The 15528-nt window shown below is 59.1% G+C and carries 12 protein-coding genes; 9 read left to right on the forward strand and 3 right to left on the reverse strand.

The genetic code is table 11. The features are described from left to right. Positions 1-28 precede the first annotated feature (28 nt). From V8J88_RS23420 to V8J88_RS23445, 6 genes are read left to right on the forward strand one after another with little or no spacing between them, the layout of a single operon-like run. Complete coding sequence (locus V8J88_RS23420) at positions 29-799, forward strand: 5'-methylthioadenosine/adenosylhomocysteine nucleosidase (RefSeq protein WP_338846700.1); 771 nt, start codon at positions 29-31, stop codon at positions 797-799. Further along, a complete protein-coding gene (locus V8J88_RS23425; RefSeq protein WP_338846701.1) occupies positions 796-1431 on the forward strand; it encodes a paraquat-inducible protein A in 636 nt (211 codons plus the stop codon). The genes V8J88_RS23420 and V8J88_RS23425 overlap by 4 nt, the downstream gene beginning before the upstream one ends. After that, entirely contained in the window at positions 1419-2027 is a 609-nt protein-coding gene (locus V8J88_RS23430) for a paraquat-inducible protein A (protein WP_338846703.1), read from the forward strand. The genes V8J88_RS23425 and V8J88_RS23430 overlap by 13 nt, the downstream gene beginning before the upstream one ends. Beyond that, complete coding sequence (locus V8J88_RS23435; RefSeq protein ID WP_338846705.1) at positions 2020-3756, forward strand: MlaD family protein; 1737 nt, start codon at positions 2020-2022, stop codon at positions 3754-3756. The genes V8J88_RS23430 and V8J88_RS23435 overlap by 8 nt, the downstream gene beginning before the upstream one ends. Beyond that, the gene (locus V8J88_RS23440) at positions 3753-4316 is read left to right on the forward strand and encodes a PqiC family protein (RefSeq protein ID WP_338846706.1); all 564 of its coding nucleotides are present in this window, start codon (positions 3753-3755) and stop codon (positions 4314-4316) included. The genes V8J88_RS23435 and V8J88_RS23440 overlap by 4 nt, the downstream gene beginning before the upstream one ends. After that, positions 4313-4744, forward strand: coding sequence for a GNAT family N-acetyltransferase (locus V8J88_RS23445; protein ID WP_338846707.1), 432 nt, complete (start codon positions 4313-4315; stop codon positions 4742-4744). The genes V8J88_RS23440 and V8J88_RS23445 overlap by 4 nt, the downstream gene beginning before the upstream one ends. On the opposite strand, the gene V8J88_RS23450 is transcribed toward V8J88_RS23445, so the two are convergent. From V8J88_RS23450 to V8J88_RS23460, 3 genes are all read right to left on the reverse strand, one after another. Then, positions 4745-5623, reverse strand: coding sequence for a methyltransferase (locus tag V8J88_RS23450; protein WP_338846708.1), 879 nt, complete (start codon positions 5621-5623; stop codon positions 4745-4747). A 114-nt stretch (positions 5624-5737) separates the two neighbouring features. Beyond that, positions 5738-7219 carry a glycerol kinase GlpK gene (gene glpK / locus V8J88_RS23455; protein ID WP_338846710.1) on the reverse strand — a complete coding sequence of 494 codons (1482 nt, stop codon included), beginning with the start codon at positions 7217-7219 and terminating at the stop codon, positions 5738-5740. Between the two features lie 157 nt (positions 7220-7376). Continuing rightward, the gene (locus V8J88_RS23460; RefSeq protein WP_338846711.1) at positions 7377-9101 is read right to left on the reverse strand and encodes an OFA family MFS transporter; all 1725 of its coding nucleotides are present in this window, start codon (positions 9099-9101) and stop codon (positions 7377-7379) included. A gap of 1321 nt (positions 9102-10422) precedes the next feature. On the opposite strand from V8J88_RS23460, the gene V8J88_RS23465 reads away from it, so the two are divergent. From V8J88_RS23465 to V8J88_RS23475, 3 genes are read left to right on the forward strand one after another with little or no spacing between them, the layout of a single operon-like run. Next, entirely contained in the window at positions 10423-11808 is a 1386-nt protein-coding gene (locus V8J88_RS23465) for a hypothetical protein (RefSeq protein WP_338846712.1), read from the forward strand. Further along, a complete protein-coding gene (locus V8J88_RS23470) occupies positions 11801-12475 on the forward strand; it encodes a hypothetical protein (protein ID WP_338846713.1) in 675 nt (224 codons plus the stop codon). Before V8J88_RS23465 ends, V8J88_RS23470 begins: the two co-directional genes overlap by 8 nt. Before the next feature lie 9 nt (positions 12476-12484). Next, positions 12485-15361: an ATP-binding protein gene (locus V8J88_RS23475; protein ID WP_338846715.1), complete on the forward strand. Its 2877-nt coding sequence runs from the start codon at positions 12485-12487 to the stop codon at positions 15359-15361. The last annotated feature ends 167 nt before the right edge of the window (positions 15362-15528 follow it).

Genomic DNA, 15528 nt, shown 5'->3' on the forward strand with positions numbered 1-15528 from the left:
CCCCTGGCCTGCTTTCCCCTGCGAAAATATGAATTCACCTGTCCGCCTCGGCATCATCAGCGCTCTGCATGAAGAGCAAGACGGCTTGTTAGCCGCTATGCAAGACCGTCAATCACGCCAAATCGCCGGCCGAACCTATACTGCAGGCCGCTTATGGGACGTGGACAGCGTGTGTGTGCTGTCGCGCATCGGCAAAGTCGGCGCCAGCGCCACTGCCTGTATGCTGGTGGCGCACTACAATGTCAGCCATATTCTGTTTACCGGCGTGGCCGGCGGCGCAGATCCGGCTTTGCATGTCGGCGATATCGTGCTGGCGCAGGAATTGGTGCAACACGATATGAACGCCGAACCGCTGTTTCCGCGCTACCAAATCCCGCTCACCGGCATCACGCGCTTTGCCGCCGACGCCGCCTTCAGTGAAATATTGCAACAAGCCTGCAGCGATTTTTTGCGTGAAGATTTCCTGCAGATGGTGAGCGCGCAAACCCGCGATTGTTTTCAACTGCGGCAAGTGCAATGCGTGCGCGGCCTGATCGCCAGCGGCGATGAATTCATCAACAGCAGCACGCGCCTGGCGCAGCTCAAACAAGCCTTCCCGGATTTGCTGGCAGTTGAAATGGAAGGCGCCGCGCTGGCCCAGGTATGTCACGAATTCGGGATTCCGCTGGCGGTCATGCGCAGCCTGTCGGATGGCGCGAATGAATCGGCGGCGCATGATTTCACCCGCTTCACCAATGAAGTGGCGGCGCGTTATGCGCAAGGCGTGGTGCGCCGTCTGTGCCAGCGTTTGGCCGCATGAACCCTCACGCCGAGACAGATTTGCTGGCCTGCCCGGAGTGCGACTTGCTGCAGCAACGCATCAAGTTGCCGCCCGGGGCCACGGCGCGCTGCGCGCGCTGCAATGCATTTTTGTATCGCCATCTGCCATATGCGCTGGAAGCCACCCTGGCATGCGCCATCTGCAGCCTGATTTTCTTTTTGCTGGCCAATTTTTTTCCCTTGATCGGGCTGGAAGTGCAAAAAGTGCAAAACGCCGCCACCATCGCCAGCACAGTGCAATTTCTGCTGCAACAACATCTGTTTGCCGCCGCCGCGCTGGTGTTTGTCTGCATGATGCTGGCCCCGGCGCTGGAAATCGCCGCGCTGCTGTATCTGCTCTTGCCGCTGCGCCTGGGCAAACGGGTTCCCGGCTTCGCTTTCATGTTCCGCCTGGCGCAATGGATACGGCCCTGGAATATGGTGGAAGTGTTTTTGCTGGGGGTGCTGGTGTCGGCCATCCGCATTTCCGCGTTTGCCGACATCATGCCCGGCATTGCCGCCTTCAGCATGGTCGCGCTGATGCTGTCTATTATGTTGTCGGCCTATTTTTTCAACCCCGAAGATTTATGGCAATGCGTCGCCGCGCATGAGGAACACGCATGGGCAAAGTGAGCGCCGCCGCCGCCGGGCTGCATGCCTGTCCCGCCTGCCGGCAATTGGCGGCGGCGGATTGTCACACTTGCGCGCGCTGCGGCGCCGCGCTGCACCGCCGCAAACCGGACAGCATACGCAAAACCTGGGCCTGGTTGCTGGCCGCCGCCGCCTTGTATGTGCCGGCCAACACCCTGCCTATCATGGAAGCGCGCTCGATTCAGGAAGCGCAGATCGACACCATTATGAGCGGCGTCGAATACCTGTGGAAAGCCGGCTCCTGGGGGCTGGCGCTGATCGTATTTACCGCCTCGATTGTGGTGCCCTGCTTCAAATTAGCCGGCCTGGCCTGGCTGAACTGGACGGTGCAACGCAAGAGCGCGTTTGCGCCGCTGGCGCGCGCCCGCTTGTACCGCTTGATTGATTTCATTGGCCGCTGGTCAATGTTGGATGTGTTTGTAGTGGGTTTGTTGGTGACCCTGGTGCAATTGCGCATCATCGCCGAAGTGCGCGCCGGGCCGGCCATCGCCGCGTTTGGCGCGGTGGTGGTGCTGACCATGTTCGCCGCCCACAGTTTTGAGCCGCGTTTGATATGGGATTATTGCCAGGATGAGTGAGACAGAACAGCCAGGGCCGCACAGCGCCGCAGAAGCGCAGGCCGAACCCGCCGCCAAGATGCCAAGCCCGGCTGCGCCGGACTTGCCCGCAGTCACAGTGCGCACCCGCCATTGGCAATGGTCGCCCTGGATTATCTGGCTGATCCCGGTGAGCGCCGCCGTGATTGCGCTGTGGCTGGTGATTCATGCGGCGCTTGATCGTGGAACCATTATCACCATCGCCTTCAAGAGCGCAGAAGGCTTGGAAGCCGGCAAAACCAAGATCAAATTCAAAGATGTCGATATCGGCGATGTGAAAAGCATCACGCTCTCGCGCGACCGCACGCAAGTCATTGTGCGCGCGCAATTGGCCAAGGGCGCCTCGAATATCGCGCGTGACGATACCGTATTCTGGGTGGTCAAACCGCGTGTCGGCGCAGGCGGCATTTCCGGCCTCTCGACCCTGTTTTCCGGCTCGTATATCGCAGCCGACATAGGCAAATCGGAAGTCGAGCGCGAAGAATTCACCGGCCTGGACGCCCCGCCGCCGCTCACCAATGGTCTGGCCGGGCGCCATTTTCTGCTGCACAGCGAGCAAATCGGCTCGCTCGATGTCGGCGCACCGCTTTACTACCGCCGCCTGCAAGTCGGCCAGGTGGTCAGCTATGAGCTGGATAAAAACGGGCGCGGCTTCACCTTTAATGTGTTTGTGCATGCGCCGTATGACCAGTATGTGCGGCAAAACACCCTGTTTTCGCACGCCAGCGGGGTCGAACTGTCACTCGATGCGAACGGCGTGAAATTGCAAACCGAGGCGCTGGCGGCGATTCTGGCCGGCGGCATCAGTTTTGAAACGCCCAACAGCGAAAGCAGCGAAGCCATGCCGCAAGCCGCAGCAAATACCGAATTCACCCTGTTCGCGAGCCGGCAAAAAGCCTTGCAGCGGCCGGATTTTGTGGTCAAACCGGGCTTGCTGTACTTTCAGGAATCGGTGCGCGGCCTGCAAGCCGGCGCGCCGCTGGATTTCCGTGGCATCGTGATTGGCGATGTGAAAGCGGTCAAACTCGAATACGACAAAGCGGGACAGAGCTGGCGCGTACCGGTGGAAATCAATCTGTACCCGCAACGTTTGCACAGTCATTTGCAAGCCGGGGCCAGCTTGAGCAGCGAAGAATTATTGCAGCAATTGCAGCGCGCCGGCCTGCATGCGCGCTTGAAAACCGGGAATTTGCTGACCGGCGCGCTGTATGTGGCCTTAGACGTGCGCCAGCCGGGCAGCGATGCCGCAGAACTGCGCAACGCGGAACAGGAAGCGCGCAAAATCGCCGCCAGCCTGCCCAAGCGCAGCGATGCGCCGCTGGTGATCGCCACCCTGCCCGGCGGCCTGGAGCAATTGCAAGCCGCGTTTATGCGGATTGCCGGCAAAATCGAAAAACTGCCGCTGCAGGAAACCACGCAAGATGTGCGCACCGCCCTGGCCAGCTTGAACAGCGGTTTGCAAAGCGCAGACAAATTGATGCGCCAGCTGGATAAAGAAGTCGCGCCGGAAGCGCAAAAAACCCTGCAGCAAGTGCGCCAAAGCCTGGGCCGGCTGGATCACACCCTGGCTGAAGACGGCAATCTGCAACTCGATTTGCGCGACAGCCTGCGCGAACTCAAGCGCGCCGCGCAAGCGCTGCAGCAATTGGCCGAACAATTGGAGCGCCGCCCGGACGGGGTGTTGCGCGGCAAACAGGAAGATAAGAAATGAAGCGATTTTTGATTGCCGCCGCGCTGGCGGCCAGCTTGAGCGCCTGCGGCAGCACGCCGCGTGAACAGTTTTATGCGTTCGAGCCGCCGCATGCGCCAGGGGCGGCGGATGGCCCGCTGCTGGTTTTGAAGCAAGTCAGCGTGCCGGAATTATTGCAGCGTCCGCAATTGGTGCTGCGCGAGGGCACGCGCGTCACCTTGCTGGAGCAGCAGCGTTGGGCCGAACCGCTGGCCAGCGGCGTCGCGCAATACCTGCGCGCGCGTCTGCAACAATTGCTGCCGGGCTGGCGCGTGATCAGCCGCGAACAACAATTGCGCAGCGCGCCGGGCTGGGAAGCGCAAATCGACTTGCACAGCATGGATCTGCTGGCCGCGCGCGGCGTGCAATTATCGGCGATGGTGCAATTGCAGCCGCCGCAAGGCGCGCGCCAGAGTCAACAACACAGCCTGGCGCAAACCTGCGCCGGCTGTGAACCGGCGCAATTGGTGGCGGCGCAGCAGCAATTATTAGATCAACTGGCGCAGCAAATCGCCGCCCGCGTGCAAGGCAAAGCGCCATGATGCGGCAGGCCGCCGCCCATGACGCCGAGCGTCTGGCGCAGTTGGCGCAACAACTCGGCTATGCCGTGAGCGCAGAGGATGTGCGCCGCTATTTGGTGGAACTGGGAGACGGGCATGCGGTTTGGGTGGCGCTGGATGCGGCGGCATGCGTGCAAGCCTGGATGCATCTGCGTTTGCAGCGCCAATTGCATCAGGCGCCGTATGTGGAAATCGTTGCGCTGGTGGTGGATCAGGCCGCGCGCAGCCAGGGCTTGGGACAGGCTCTGTTGCAACAGGCGCAGACCTGGGCGCATAGCGTGGGGGCGCCGGAATTGCGCCTGTATTCCAATCTCAAGCGCGAACGCGCCCACCGGTTTTATGTGCGCGCCGGTTTTGCGCAGGAAAAGCAGAGCGCGCATTTTGTCAGGCGCGCTCCGCATGCAGCCTGATTACTTGTCGTACACCGGCTTGATAAAGCGCAGCGTGAAGCGGTCGCTTTCGCCGATTTCCGCATACTTGGCGCGGTCTTTGTCGCCTTCGCCAAAGCTCGGCGGCAGCGTCCAGACGCCGCCAGGATAGTCTTTACTGTCTTTCGGATTGGCGTTGACCTCGCTGCTGGCGTCGAGTTTGAAGCCGGCTTTGGCAGCCAGCTCAATCACGTACTCGGTCGGCAGATAGCCGCTCTTCTTGACTTCTTCCAGGCTCTTGCCCTTGGCGGCGCGGTGATCCACCACACCCAGCACGCCGCCCGGCTTCAAGACCTCAAAGGCGGCTTTGAACATCGCTTGATCTGTCCCGGCCATCGTCCAGTTATGCACATTGCGGAAGGTCAGCACAAAATCAGCCGAGTTTTGCGGGCCGAAATTCGGTTTCTTTTGCTCGAACTCCAGGCTGGCGGCGCGCCCAAACACCGCCGGATTGGCGGCCATTTTTTGCTTCAATTCTTCATTGCTTTTTTTGTAGTAAGCCGCAGCGCGCTCGCTCAAACCGGCCGGGCTCATATTCGCGGCGATATACACGCCCTGATCTTTTAACAGCGGGGCCAGGATTTCCGCATACCAGGCGCCGCCGCCCGGGGTGATTTCAATCACTTGCGCTTTCGGGTGCACGCCAAAAAACGCCAGGGTTTGCGCCGGATGGCGGTATTGATCGCGCGCCTTGTTTTTATCGCTGCGCCAGGAACCGGCCAGCACCGGCTTCAAAGCGGCTTCCAGATTCGCCGCCGGCGCACTGGCGGGCGCGCTGCTGTTGGCGTAAGCCGGATTCAAACACAAGCCGGCAGCCGCCAGCAAAACCAAACGGCGCAACGGGGTTTGCAGCTTTTGCATCGTATTCCCTTTCTGAGTGTGTGAAAGCCGGCCAGGATCAGCCACAGCCGGCTTGAAGTGAATCAGGCGCTTGACTGCCGTGCGGGCAAAAAGTTCGATCCGCAGTTGCACAGATTATTGCGTCACCACCTGCCGCACCGCTTTTTCCCAGGCCGCCATTTTTTCCGCCGCCTGCGCGCGCGAAATTTGCGGCTCGAAGCTGCGCTCAATTGCGTGCAGGGCCGGCATGCTGTTTTGATCCGGCCAGAGGCCCGCCGTCAAACCGGCTAAGAGCGCCGCGCCTAAGGCTGTGCTTTCAGTGATTTGCGGGCGGATCACCGGAATACCCAGCAAATCGGCCTGGAATTGCATCAATAAATCATTGCGCGCGGCGCCGCCATCCACGCGCAAGGCTTGCAGCGGACTGGCGGCGTCCGCCGCCATCGCCTGCAGCAGCGCAGCGCTTTGCAAGGCAATCGACTCCAAAGCGGCGCGCGCGATATGCGCCATGCTCGTACCGCGCGAGAGGCCGAGAATCGCACCCTGCGCCTGCGGCTGCCAATACGGCGCGCCCAGCCCGGTGAAGGCCGGCACCAGCACCACGCCGCCGGCGTCCGGCACGCTCTCCGCCAGCACTTGCACTTCGGAAGAGGATTTAATCGCATGCAAACCATCACGCAGCCATTGCACCACCGCGCCGCCGATGAAGACGCTGCCCTCCAGCGCATATTGCGCTTGCGCGCCGACCTGTGCGGCAGCGGTGGCGAGCAGGCCGTGGCGCGAGGTTTGGCGCTGCGTCCCGGTGTGCATCAACATAAAGCAGCCAGTGCCATAGGTGTTTTTCGCCATGCCTGGCTGAATGCAGCCTTGGCCAAACAAAGCGGCTTGCTGATCGCCGGCGATGCCGCCGATCAAGACCGGTGCGCCGAGCAGGGCGGCGCTGGTTTGACCATACGCATGCGCAGACGGATGCACTTGCGGCAGCAGGCTGGCCGGAATATCCAGCCATTCCAGCAACTCAGCGTCCCAGCATTGCTGCTCCAGATTCCACAACATGGTGCGCGAGGCGTTGCTGACATCGGTGACATGCAAGGCGCCGCCGGATAAATGCCAGGCCAGCCAGGCATCTATGGTGCCGAAAGCCAGTTCGCCGCGCTCTGCGCGTTCGCGCGCGCCGGGCACATGATCCAACATCCAGGCCAGTTTTGTGCCGGAAAAATAGGCGTCCAGCACCAAGCCGGTTTTGGCGCGAATCGCGTCTTCCAGCCCGCGCGCGCGCAGCGCATCGCAAGCGGCGGCGGTGCGCCGGTCTTGCCAGACGATGGCGTTGCACAAAGGACGGCCGCTGGCGCGCTCCCACAAAACTGTGGTTTCACGCTGATTGGTGATGCCCAGCGCCGCCACATCCTGCGCGCTGACGCCAGCTTGCTGCAAGACTTGGCGGCAAGTGGCGAGCTGGCTTTGCCAGATTTCTTCGGCATCATGCTCAACCCAGCCCGGCTGCGGGAAAATCTGGCGGAATTCCTGCTGCGCACAGGCGACTTGACGCCCTTCTCGGTCGAATAAAATACTGCGGGAACTGGAAGTGCCCTGATCCAGGGCCAGAAGATAAGACATGGCGCGCCTCACACAAAAGTCAGTCGGCGCATTGTAGGCGATTTTGACGTCTTCACGCGCCGCTGATTTGGTGGAAACGGGCAAAGGTTCCCGAGTTCGGCAAAAAAACGGCGGCATCGCTGCCGCCGGTTTTTTGCTGAAACACTGCTGTATATAATCAGCGCAAGAACTTCATCGCCTTTTCCAGCGTTACGGTCAAGCCCCAGACCATCGGGATGCCGACGGCGCACCAGGCCAGCAGCACCAGGGCGAACGGGGTTTTTTCGTCGCTTTGGCGGGCGCCGGCGAGTTCTGCTTCGGCGCGGGCGGCGCGTTCAGAGGCCAGCTTGCGCTCTTGCGCCAACTCTTCTTCGCTCATGAAATGTTTGGGATCAACCGGGCGGATCAGGGCGTTGCAAATCAAGCCCACAATCAACATGCCAGCCAGCACATACATGGTGACGTTGTAAGCGTCGGCCTTGGCCACGCCTTGCGACAATTGATAATCGCGCAGGTAGTTCACCGCAATCGGGCCGATAATCCCGGCGGTGGCCCAGGCGGTCAGCAGACGGCCATGAATCGCGCCCACCATCTGGGTGCCGAATAAATCCGCCAGATAGGCCGGAATGGTGGCGAAACCGCCGCCGTACATCGACAGAATCACGCAGAATGCCAGCACGAACAGGCCCAGATTGCCAGCCTGACCAAAGGTCGGGATCGCCGCGTACAACACAAAGCCCAGCACCAGGAATACAAAATAGGTGTTCTTGCGGCCAATATGGTCAGAACAGGAAGCCCAGAAGAAGCGGCCAATAATATTGAACAGCGACAGCAGGCCGGTAAAGCCGGCGGCCAGCGCGGCCACGGTTTTGAGCTGATCTGCAGTCAGCTGATTAAAGCTGGCCGAAACACCGATCAATTTGCCCGCGAACACTTCCTGCAACAGCGGCGAGGCCATACCCAGAATGCCGATGCCTGCCGAAACATTGCACATCAACACCATCCACACCAGCCAGAATTGCGGAATGCCCCATACTTTCTTGGCGTGCACATGGCCTTGCGTGATCATGGCATTTTTTGCCTGCGACGGCGGCGGCGTCCAGCCGGCCGGTTTCCAGCCGGTCGGCGGCACCCGGTAGCCAAACGCGCCGGCCATCATGAAGACAAAATAAATCGCCGCCATCACCAGGAAGGTTTCCGCCACGCCGGTGGTGGTCGGGGTTTTGAATTTATCCATCAGCATCACGGCCAGGGGCGAGCCAATCATCGCGCCGCCGCCAAAACCCATGATCGCCATCCCGGTCGCCATGCCGCGCTTATCCGGGAACCATTTGATCAAGGTCGAGACCGGGGAAATATAGCCCAGGCCCAGACCAATGCCGCCGATCACACCCGAACCCAGCACCATTAACCAGAATTGGTGGGTTTGGATGCCGATGGCGGACAGCACCAGGCCGCCGCACCAGCACATGGCCGAGACCACGCCGGCCTTGCGCGGGCCGGCATGTTCCAGCCAGCCGCCCCACAGGGACGCGGACAGGCCGAGGAAAACGAAGAACAGCGAATACATCCAGCCTAAGGTGGCCACGCTCCAGTCGCAGCCGGTGGCGAATAATTGGTACATGAAATCAGCAAATGGCGAGCCTTGCGCCGCACATTTGAGCGAATCTTTCATGCCCTGGGCGCGGCCCAGCATTTGCGAGAGCGGCAGCCAGAATACGGAAAAACCGTAGGCCATGCCGATGCAGAGGTGAATCGCCAGTGCGGCGGGGGGAACCAGCCAGCGGTTAAAGCCTGGGCCGGCGATGGTGCGTTCTTTATCCAGTAGTCCAGGGCCGCTGGTCTGTTGTGTTTCGCCAACATTATTGGCGCCCCTGTTATCCAAAATTCCCGGTGTTGTCATGATTTAGTGAGTTTTGCGACGTTGACATTGTGCTGCAGACATCTTTCTCTATGGAAAAATTATCTGCGCCTCCCCAATCGCCCTTCCAATGGAAAAAGCAAAGGCCACAACACCCGTACAGAGGGAACACAGCAAACCCGTAGAAGCACAAGAGAGAGGAACAGCGCGATTGCCAGAAGGAGAGGGCGGATTGTGCCCGGCGTCCAAAGCTTGCCAAAACCGAATGCACGCGTCGCGTGCTTGCCGTTGTAAGTAAGGAGAACGGGGGCGTTGTCTTGCGTTTGGATGTTGCCGTTACACAATGTTGCAATCATCTTCCTAACTTCCGTTTGCGTCAACCGCTTTAGTGCAAATTCTCGGAAATCACTCTTGCGGCGCACAACTGGTCTTATATGTATAAAACTTTTATAGGCCATTCACAAAACGAATATCAAGCTTCTCCGTCTCAAGATGGGGCGGGTATGCACCAAAAGATTGCAATAAAGCAAAAGAAATCCCTCAAAAAGTGCATACCACTTTGTCTATACAATTGTTACAGTTATGAAACATGCGAATGTCATTCATGAAATTTATAACTTGTATTGGAAAATGAAATTGGTTGCGCCGCACAAAAATCCCTAAGATTCGTCCTGTCGCCACAAGCGATACGACAAACAACCACGCTGATACAAGGAAAGCAAAATGATCACTTCCATCCTCCTGATCCAACTTCTGGGCGCCGCCACCCTGGTTTCTCTGGAATTCTCTGACCGCGCTGAATAAGCCGCCATCCCGATTCACTGACAAAGGAATACAACATGATCACTTCTATCATCCTGATCCAATTGCTGGGCGCCGCCACCCTGGTTTCGCTGCACTTCTCCGACCGCGCTGAATAAGCCGTCACACTCTGAAAAACAAAGGAAAAATCATGGTCACCACCATTTTACTGATTCAAGTTTTGGGCTTTATCACCTTGCTGTCTTTGCAATTCGGCGATAGCACGGACTGATCTCAGCGCCTGATTGCAAAACAGTAAGCAGAAACAGCAGCACCAACTTCACCGCCACACTGCAGCTCCCGCAAGTTATCGCCGCCTTTGCGCGCTTGCCGCAGCTTGCAATGCATGCGCCGTCTGATCCCAGGCCGGATCCGGCGCCAGGCCAGGCCGCCAGCGCTGACGCTGTGCCGGCAATAGCGTTTTTGCAGTGCAGCAAAACTGCCCCGAACGCTAACGATTTCGCAAAAAACGCAATTTCCCCTATACTGGCGGGCCGCGCGCCCGGGGCCGTCTGTTTGGCCGCTTGCGCCGCTGCCGCTGATAGTGGAGAACAATCGCAGAATGACAGGAATACAACCCGCGCCAGGCTTGCCGGCGGAGGCCGCGCCGGCAATTGAGGGCGATGCTTTACAGCAACATTTTCAAACAGGCGTCGCCGCTGACGATATTGAGCAGATTTTCCTGCTCAAGCGCGCGCAGCCGGTCTTACAAGCATTTTCTGCGCTGTTCCACGGCGGTTTTGAACACGTCTTATTGCGCTTGAGCGTCTTGCGCGAATTGGCTGCAGAAACCGAAAGCGCCTGCTTCACGCGCGCCGATATCAATCTCCGCTTGGCTTTTCTCTTGCCTGACAGTCTGGAAACGGTGCTGTCGCGCCTGCGCTCGCATCAATTGCTGGCCTGGGATGCGGCGCAAAGCGTGTATCGCGTCACGCCGATGGCGCGCAATGTGCTGGCCGCGCTGGATGGCTTGCTGCGCGTGGAGCAGGGCGATGATCAGGCCGAAGTCGGCTTTCTATTATCGCAAGTGGCCGGCGCGCAAGTCATGGGCGGGGTCAGCGTTGAACAATTACAGCATTTGTTGGCGCGTCTGGTCGATTTGACCGAAGAATTCCGCGATGCGATTGCCTCAGGTTCCGAATTCCGCCTGCGCTCAGCGCAAGTCAAATGGCATATGGCCTGCGACTGGGTGGAAAAAGGTTCGCAAGTGATCCAGGCGATTACCGGCGACCCGCAAGCCGATAGCGCCACCCACCGCGCGGCGCAGGCGATCGGGCGCGCCCAAAGCGCGCTGTTGAATATGCAGGGCATGTTTTCGCGCGCGCTCAATCAGATTGAGCGCCAGCGCGTACATTTGGGCCAATCCGGCCTGTCCACCACCGATATTAAACTATGGTTGTTGCAACACGATGATTTGGCAGGGTTGGCCGATGGCGCCCTGTCATGCGCGGTTGCGCCGCTGTTCATGACACCGGCTGAAATGATTGACGTAGCAGAAACCGAACTCCTTTCCGATAAACACGATGATGGCGCCAGACTCGGCTTGCCGGATGGCATGGACGCCCCGGTCACGCTGGCCGAGCAAGATCCGATGGCGCGCGAACTCGACGACTGGCTGGGCAAGCTGGCCAGCTTCACCGACATGGCGGGCAATGCGCCGGCCCCGGTGGAGCAGGCCTTATTGCCGGCCAATTTCGCGCTCGCCTCTTATCGCGCCTCGCTCCTGCCCTTGCTGGGCGACCCTAACGAAGCCAGTTTGCAAGGGCCGACTGCGCGCCTGGCGCGTCTGCCGCTGGACTTGCATTTGCAAGATGAGTTGCAGCCGCTGGCGCAAGGCGAAGTGGCGGCTATGACCCGCGCCACCTTAAGTCCGGCGGCGCGCCTGAGCGCACTGGCGGCGGAGTTGGAAACCATCTTGGCCAGCCCACAGGAAGTCAGCGATGAATAATGATGCCCAATTATTGATAGCGCGTCTGCTGACGCAGCAAACCTTGCGGCGCGATGAGCGCTTAGTCAAACGCGTGCTGTCAGACGATGTGTTCCGCGCCGAAGTCGATGGCCACCTGGCGGCCTGCGGCATGAAACTGCTCGACAATGTGTACGCCGATCATGTGACGCTGGCGTTGAGGCGCGAAATCGAACCGAAGATTTTCGGCGCGCGCGAAAGCTGGCAAAACAATAATTTCGGCCTTGCGCGCGATGGCGTGGCGCTGCTGGTGGTGCTGTGGGCGCTGATTATTTTGCCCAAGCGCGAGCGGCAGGAAGCGCATCAACATGCGCAGCAAGACCAGGAAGATATGTTCGGCAAAGAAAAACCGCTGCCGCGCGCCGAAGAAACCTCACTCGGGATTTCTTACAAAGCGCTGCTGGCCGATTTTGGCGAAAAACTGGGTAAGAAAACCCGCCTGGATATGAATCTGGGGATTTTGACCCGTTTGGGTTTTATTGAGCGGCGCGGCGATGAATTGCATGAAGGGCCGCTGCTGGACTTGATGATGGATACCGATGTGCTCAAAGAGCGCATTATCAATGGCGCGTTGGCCGATGTGTTCAAAAACCGCCCGCTGCCCCCGCCCGCCGCAAGCGAAGCAGGGGCGGACGGACAAACTCTGTAAGGGTCAGCCATGTTTCACATCAAATCGCTGGAAATGGTGCATTGGGATTACTGGCAGCGTATCAAAAACATTCCGCTGGACGCCAAAATCATCACGATTGCCGGCCAGAACGGCTCCGGCAAAACCACCTTGCTGGACGCTTTGCGCACCCTGTTCGGGCTGGACTGTTCCATGGGCCGCTCGTATAAACACTATGCGCGCCACTCCGGCCAGCACACCTCCTGGCTGCGCGCGGTGGTGGATAACCGCGCCACAGGACGCCAGTTGTCAAACCGGCCATTCCGCAGCTCCGGCTTCTTCGCCGAAGATGAAGTCACCCTGTTTTGCCAGATTCAGAAAAACGGCGGCGATTGGAAGCGCCAATATCTGATGCGCGCCGGCAATGTGCAAATTGAAGCCGTGACCGAAGCCAATGACTGGCTCGGGGTGGAAACCTATCGCAAACGTCTGGCCGCCGCCGGCTTGTCGCCGGCCATGGCCAAAGTGCTGGCGCTGGAACAGGGCGAAACGGATAAATTATGCGAATACGCGCCGCGCCAATTGCTCGACCTGGTGTTTCAGGTATTCGGCGACAAGGAAGTGTTGGATGCGTATGACGAAGCCAAGCGCCACCAGCGCGACACCGAAGCCGAATTGCAGCGCTTTGAAACCGAGTTGGAGCTTTCCAAGACGAATCTGGAAGGCTTGCGCCTGCGCGTCACCAATTATCACCAATGGCAGCGCTTAAGCGAAGAGCGCCGCATGTTGCAAGCCGAAGCGCTGCCGATTTTGCAATACGCCGAGGAACGCGACAAACTCAAGGCCCACAGCAAATCCCTGCAAGACAGCCGGCGCCACGCCAGCCAGCAACAGCAAATGCTGTCGCAACGCCGGGGGCAACTGGTTCAGCATGCGCAATTTCACACCCAATCGCAGCAACAGGAAAGCGAGCTGGAAAAAGAAAACGCGCAACTGGCGCATGATTTGCAGCAAATCAATGCCCGCATCAAACCGCTGGAAAATCTGCTGGAGCAGAAAAAACGGCTGGAAAAATTGGCGGGACAGACTGGCGACGACTTGAGCGGACTGGCGGCGGATTTGGAGCAATGGGAAGCGCGCCACCAGCATGAACGCAATCAGCGCAAAGAAATCAGCGCGCAAGTGCAAGAGCACCGCAATTTAATCGCCGCGCTGGAAGGCAAAAGCGCTTTGCCGGAGCCGGAGCAGGTGCGGCAAATGCGGCGCGCGCTGGACGCCGCCGGCATCGGCCATCATTTGTTGCCCGACTTGATTGAAGTGACAGACGGCCAATGGCAGGCCGCAGTCGAAGGCGTGTTGCGCGGCTATGCTTCGGTGATTTTGCTGGAGCGCGAAAGCGACGCCGCCGCCGCTTATGCGCTGGGGCAGCAATTGCGTTATCCGCATTTCATCGTTTCCGAACTGGTGCAGCCGCACAGCGTGCGCGATGACAGCTTATTATCGGTCTTGAGTTTTGCCGGCAAGGTTCCGGCCTGGCTGCTGGAGCAACTGGCGCGCATCCGCCGCGTCGATAGCGTGGAGCAGGGTTTGCGCTGCGGCGCGCATCAGGAATGGATTACGCGCGAAGCGTATCACCACGAAAAACGCGGCGCCCGTTCTTTATATGTGGAAGCGGCGCGTTACCGCTTTGGCGACGGAGGCCGGCGGCAACGTTTGCAGGCGCTGCAAAACCGTTTGCAAACGCTGGAAACGCAAGAAGACAAGCTCACCCTCTCGATCAGCGAACTGGCGCAGCAAATCGCCGCCGCCAAGAGCCGCATCGCCGGCGTGGACGCGCTGAAAGAATTGAGCGCGCGCCAAAGCGAATTCGCCGATGCGCTGGAGCAAATTGAACCCTTGAAAGCCGAACGCAGCAAAATCGGCGCACGTTTAGGCGAATTGCAAACCCTGTCGAAAGCTGCGACTGAAACCCGCACCCGCGCTGAAGCCGCCTGGCATGGCGCGAAACAGGCTTTGCGCGACTTGGAGCAGCAATTAAGCGGGCAGAGCGGGCAGCATGTGCAAGCGCGACAAAACCATGCGCAGGAATTGTGGCAGGCGCGCCGCCGCTGGCGCCAACTGCCGCACAGCTGGCGCCGTCCGGCGCGCTGCGCCGCGCTGATCGACGAACACCAAAACGCGCACCAGGTCGAATTGCGCCTCAACAGCCTGAATACCTCACTGGCGCGCGAGAGCTGGGAAACGGATGGCGCGGTGGTCGATCAATATCAACGCCTGTCTGATCAATTATCCAACCGCCAGGCAGAAACCGATGAGCGGCGCTATCAAAACAACCGCGCCATCGAAGCCACCGCAAACGCGCGCGGCGCGTATATTGAACGCCTGCGCTACACCATCAAAACCTATGGCCGCAATATCCGTGAGCTGGGCGAGCTGGCCGGGATTGAAGTGCATGCCGATCCGGTGAAACTGGAAAATGATGATTTGCAACTGTCCCAGGCCGGCTTGCATGTGCGCTTCAAGTTTGACGGCAAAGGCCCGATCGGCATGAATGACGGCGAGGCTTCCGGCGGGCAGCAGGTGATGAAATCGCTGATTCTCTTGATCGGTTTGCTGAAGTCGGATGAAGGCTCGGGCGGTTTCGTCTTTATTGACGAACCGTTCGCCCACTTGGATATCCGGAATATTCAATTGGTCGGCGAGTTCCTCAAAAACACTGACGCCCAATATCTGATGACCACGCCGCTGACCCATAACACCGACGTGTACGACCCTTCTGAGCTGACCCTGATCACCAGCAAGAAAAAGAAGGAGCAAACCTGGGCCCAGCCGATTTTTGTGCTGCAACGGCGCAAAACAGATCCGCTGGATGAGTTTGCCGGCCAGAGCGCAGGACGCCACCATTCGACACGTAAGCACAGTGTTTGATGCAGATTGCCTTGAATTCACAGCAAACAGCTGAAGTAAGCTGCGGTTAGCTGCATCAAAGGATAAATTCCAAGCAAGGCAAGTAAAATTTTTGCAATAAAAAAGTTGGCTTAAGGAAATTTTTTTTGCCTGAGGCCAATTTTTGATACACAAAATGGTGAATTTGG

It is taken from the genome of Massilia sp. W12 (assembly GCF_037300705.1).
In the GTDB taxonomy this organism is placed as follows: Bacteria; Pseudomonadota; Gammaproteobacteria; order Burkholderiales; family Burkholderiaceae_D; genus JACPVY01.

Bases quoted from the DNA above. Each gene is read 5' to 3' on its own strand.
- V8J88_RS23460 (WP_338846711.1), bottom strand. From the start codon at position 9,101: ATGACAACACCGGGAATTTTGGATAACAGGGGCGCCAATAATGTTGGC.
- V8J88_RS23475 (WP_338846715.1), top strand. From the start codon at position 12,485: ATGTTTCACATCAAATCGCTGGAAATGGTGCATTGGGATTACTGGCAG.
- V8J88_RS23450 (WP_338846708.1), bottom strand. From the start codon at position 5,623: ATGCAAAAGCTGCAAACCCCGTTGCGCCGTTTGGTTTTGCTGGCGGCT.
- V8J88_RS23425 (WP_338846701.1), top strand. From the start codon at position 796: ATGAACCCTCACGCCGAGACAGATTTGCTGGCCTGCCCGGAGTGCGAC.
- V8J88_RS23435 (WP_338846705.1), top strand. From the start codon at position 2,020: ATGAGTGAGACAGAACAGCCAGGGCCGCACAGCGCCGCAGAAGCGCAG.
- V8J88_RS23465 (WP_338846712.1), top strand. From the start codon at position 10,423: ATGACAGGAATACAACCCGCGCCAGGCTTGCCGGCGGAGGCCGCGCCG.
- V8J88_RS23440 (WP_338846706.1), top strand. From the start codon at position 3,753: ATGAAGCGATTTTTGATTGCCGCCGCGCTGGCGGCCAGCTTGAGCGCC.
- V8J88_RS23445 (WP_338846707.1), top strand. From the start codon at position 4,313: ATGATGCGGCAGGCCGCCGCCCATGACGCCGAGCGTCTGGCGCAGTTG.
- V8J88_RS23470 (WP_338846713.1), top strand. From the start codon at position 11,801: ATGAATAATGATGCCCAATTATTGATAGCGCGTCTGCTGACGCAGCAA.
- V8J88_RS23420 (WP_338846700.1), top strand. From the start codon at position 29: ATGAATTCACCTGTCCGCCTCGGCATCATCAGCGCTCTGCATGAAGAG.
- V8J88_RS23430 (WP_338846703.1), top strand. From the start codon at position 1,419: ATGGGCAAAGTGAGCGCCGCCGCCGCCGGGCTGCATGCCTGTCCCGCC.
- glpK (WP_338846710.1), bottom strand. From the start codon at position 7,219: ATGTCTTATCTTCTGGCCCTGGATCAGGGCACTTCCAGTTCCCGCAGT.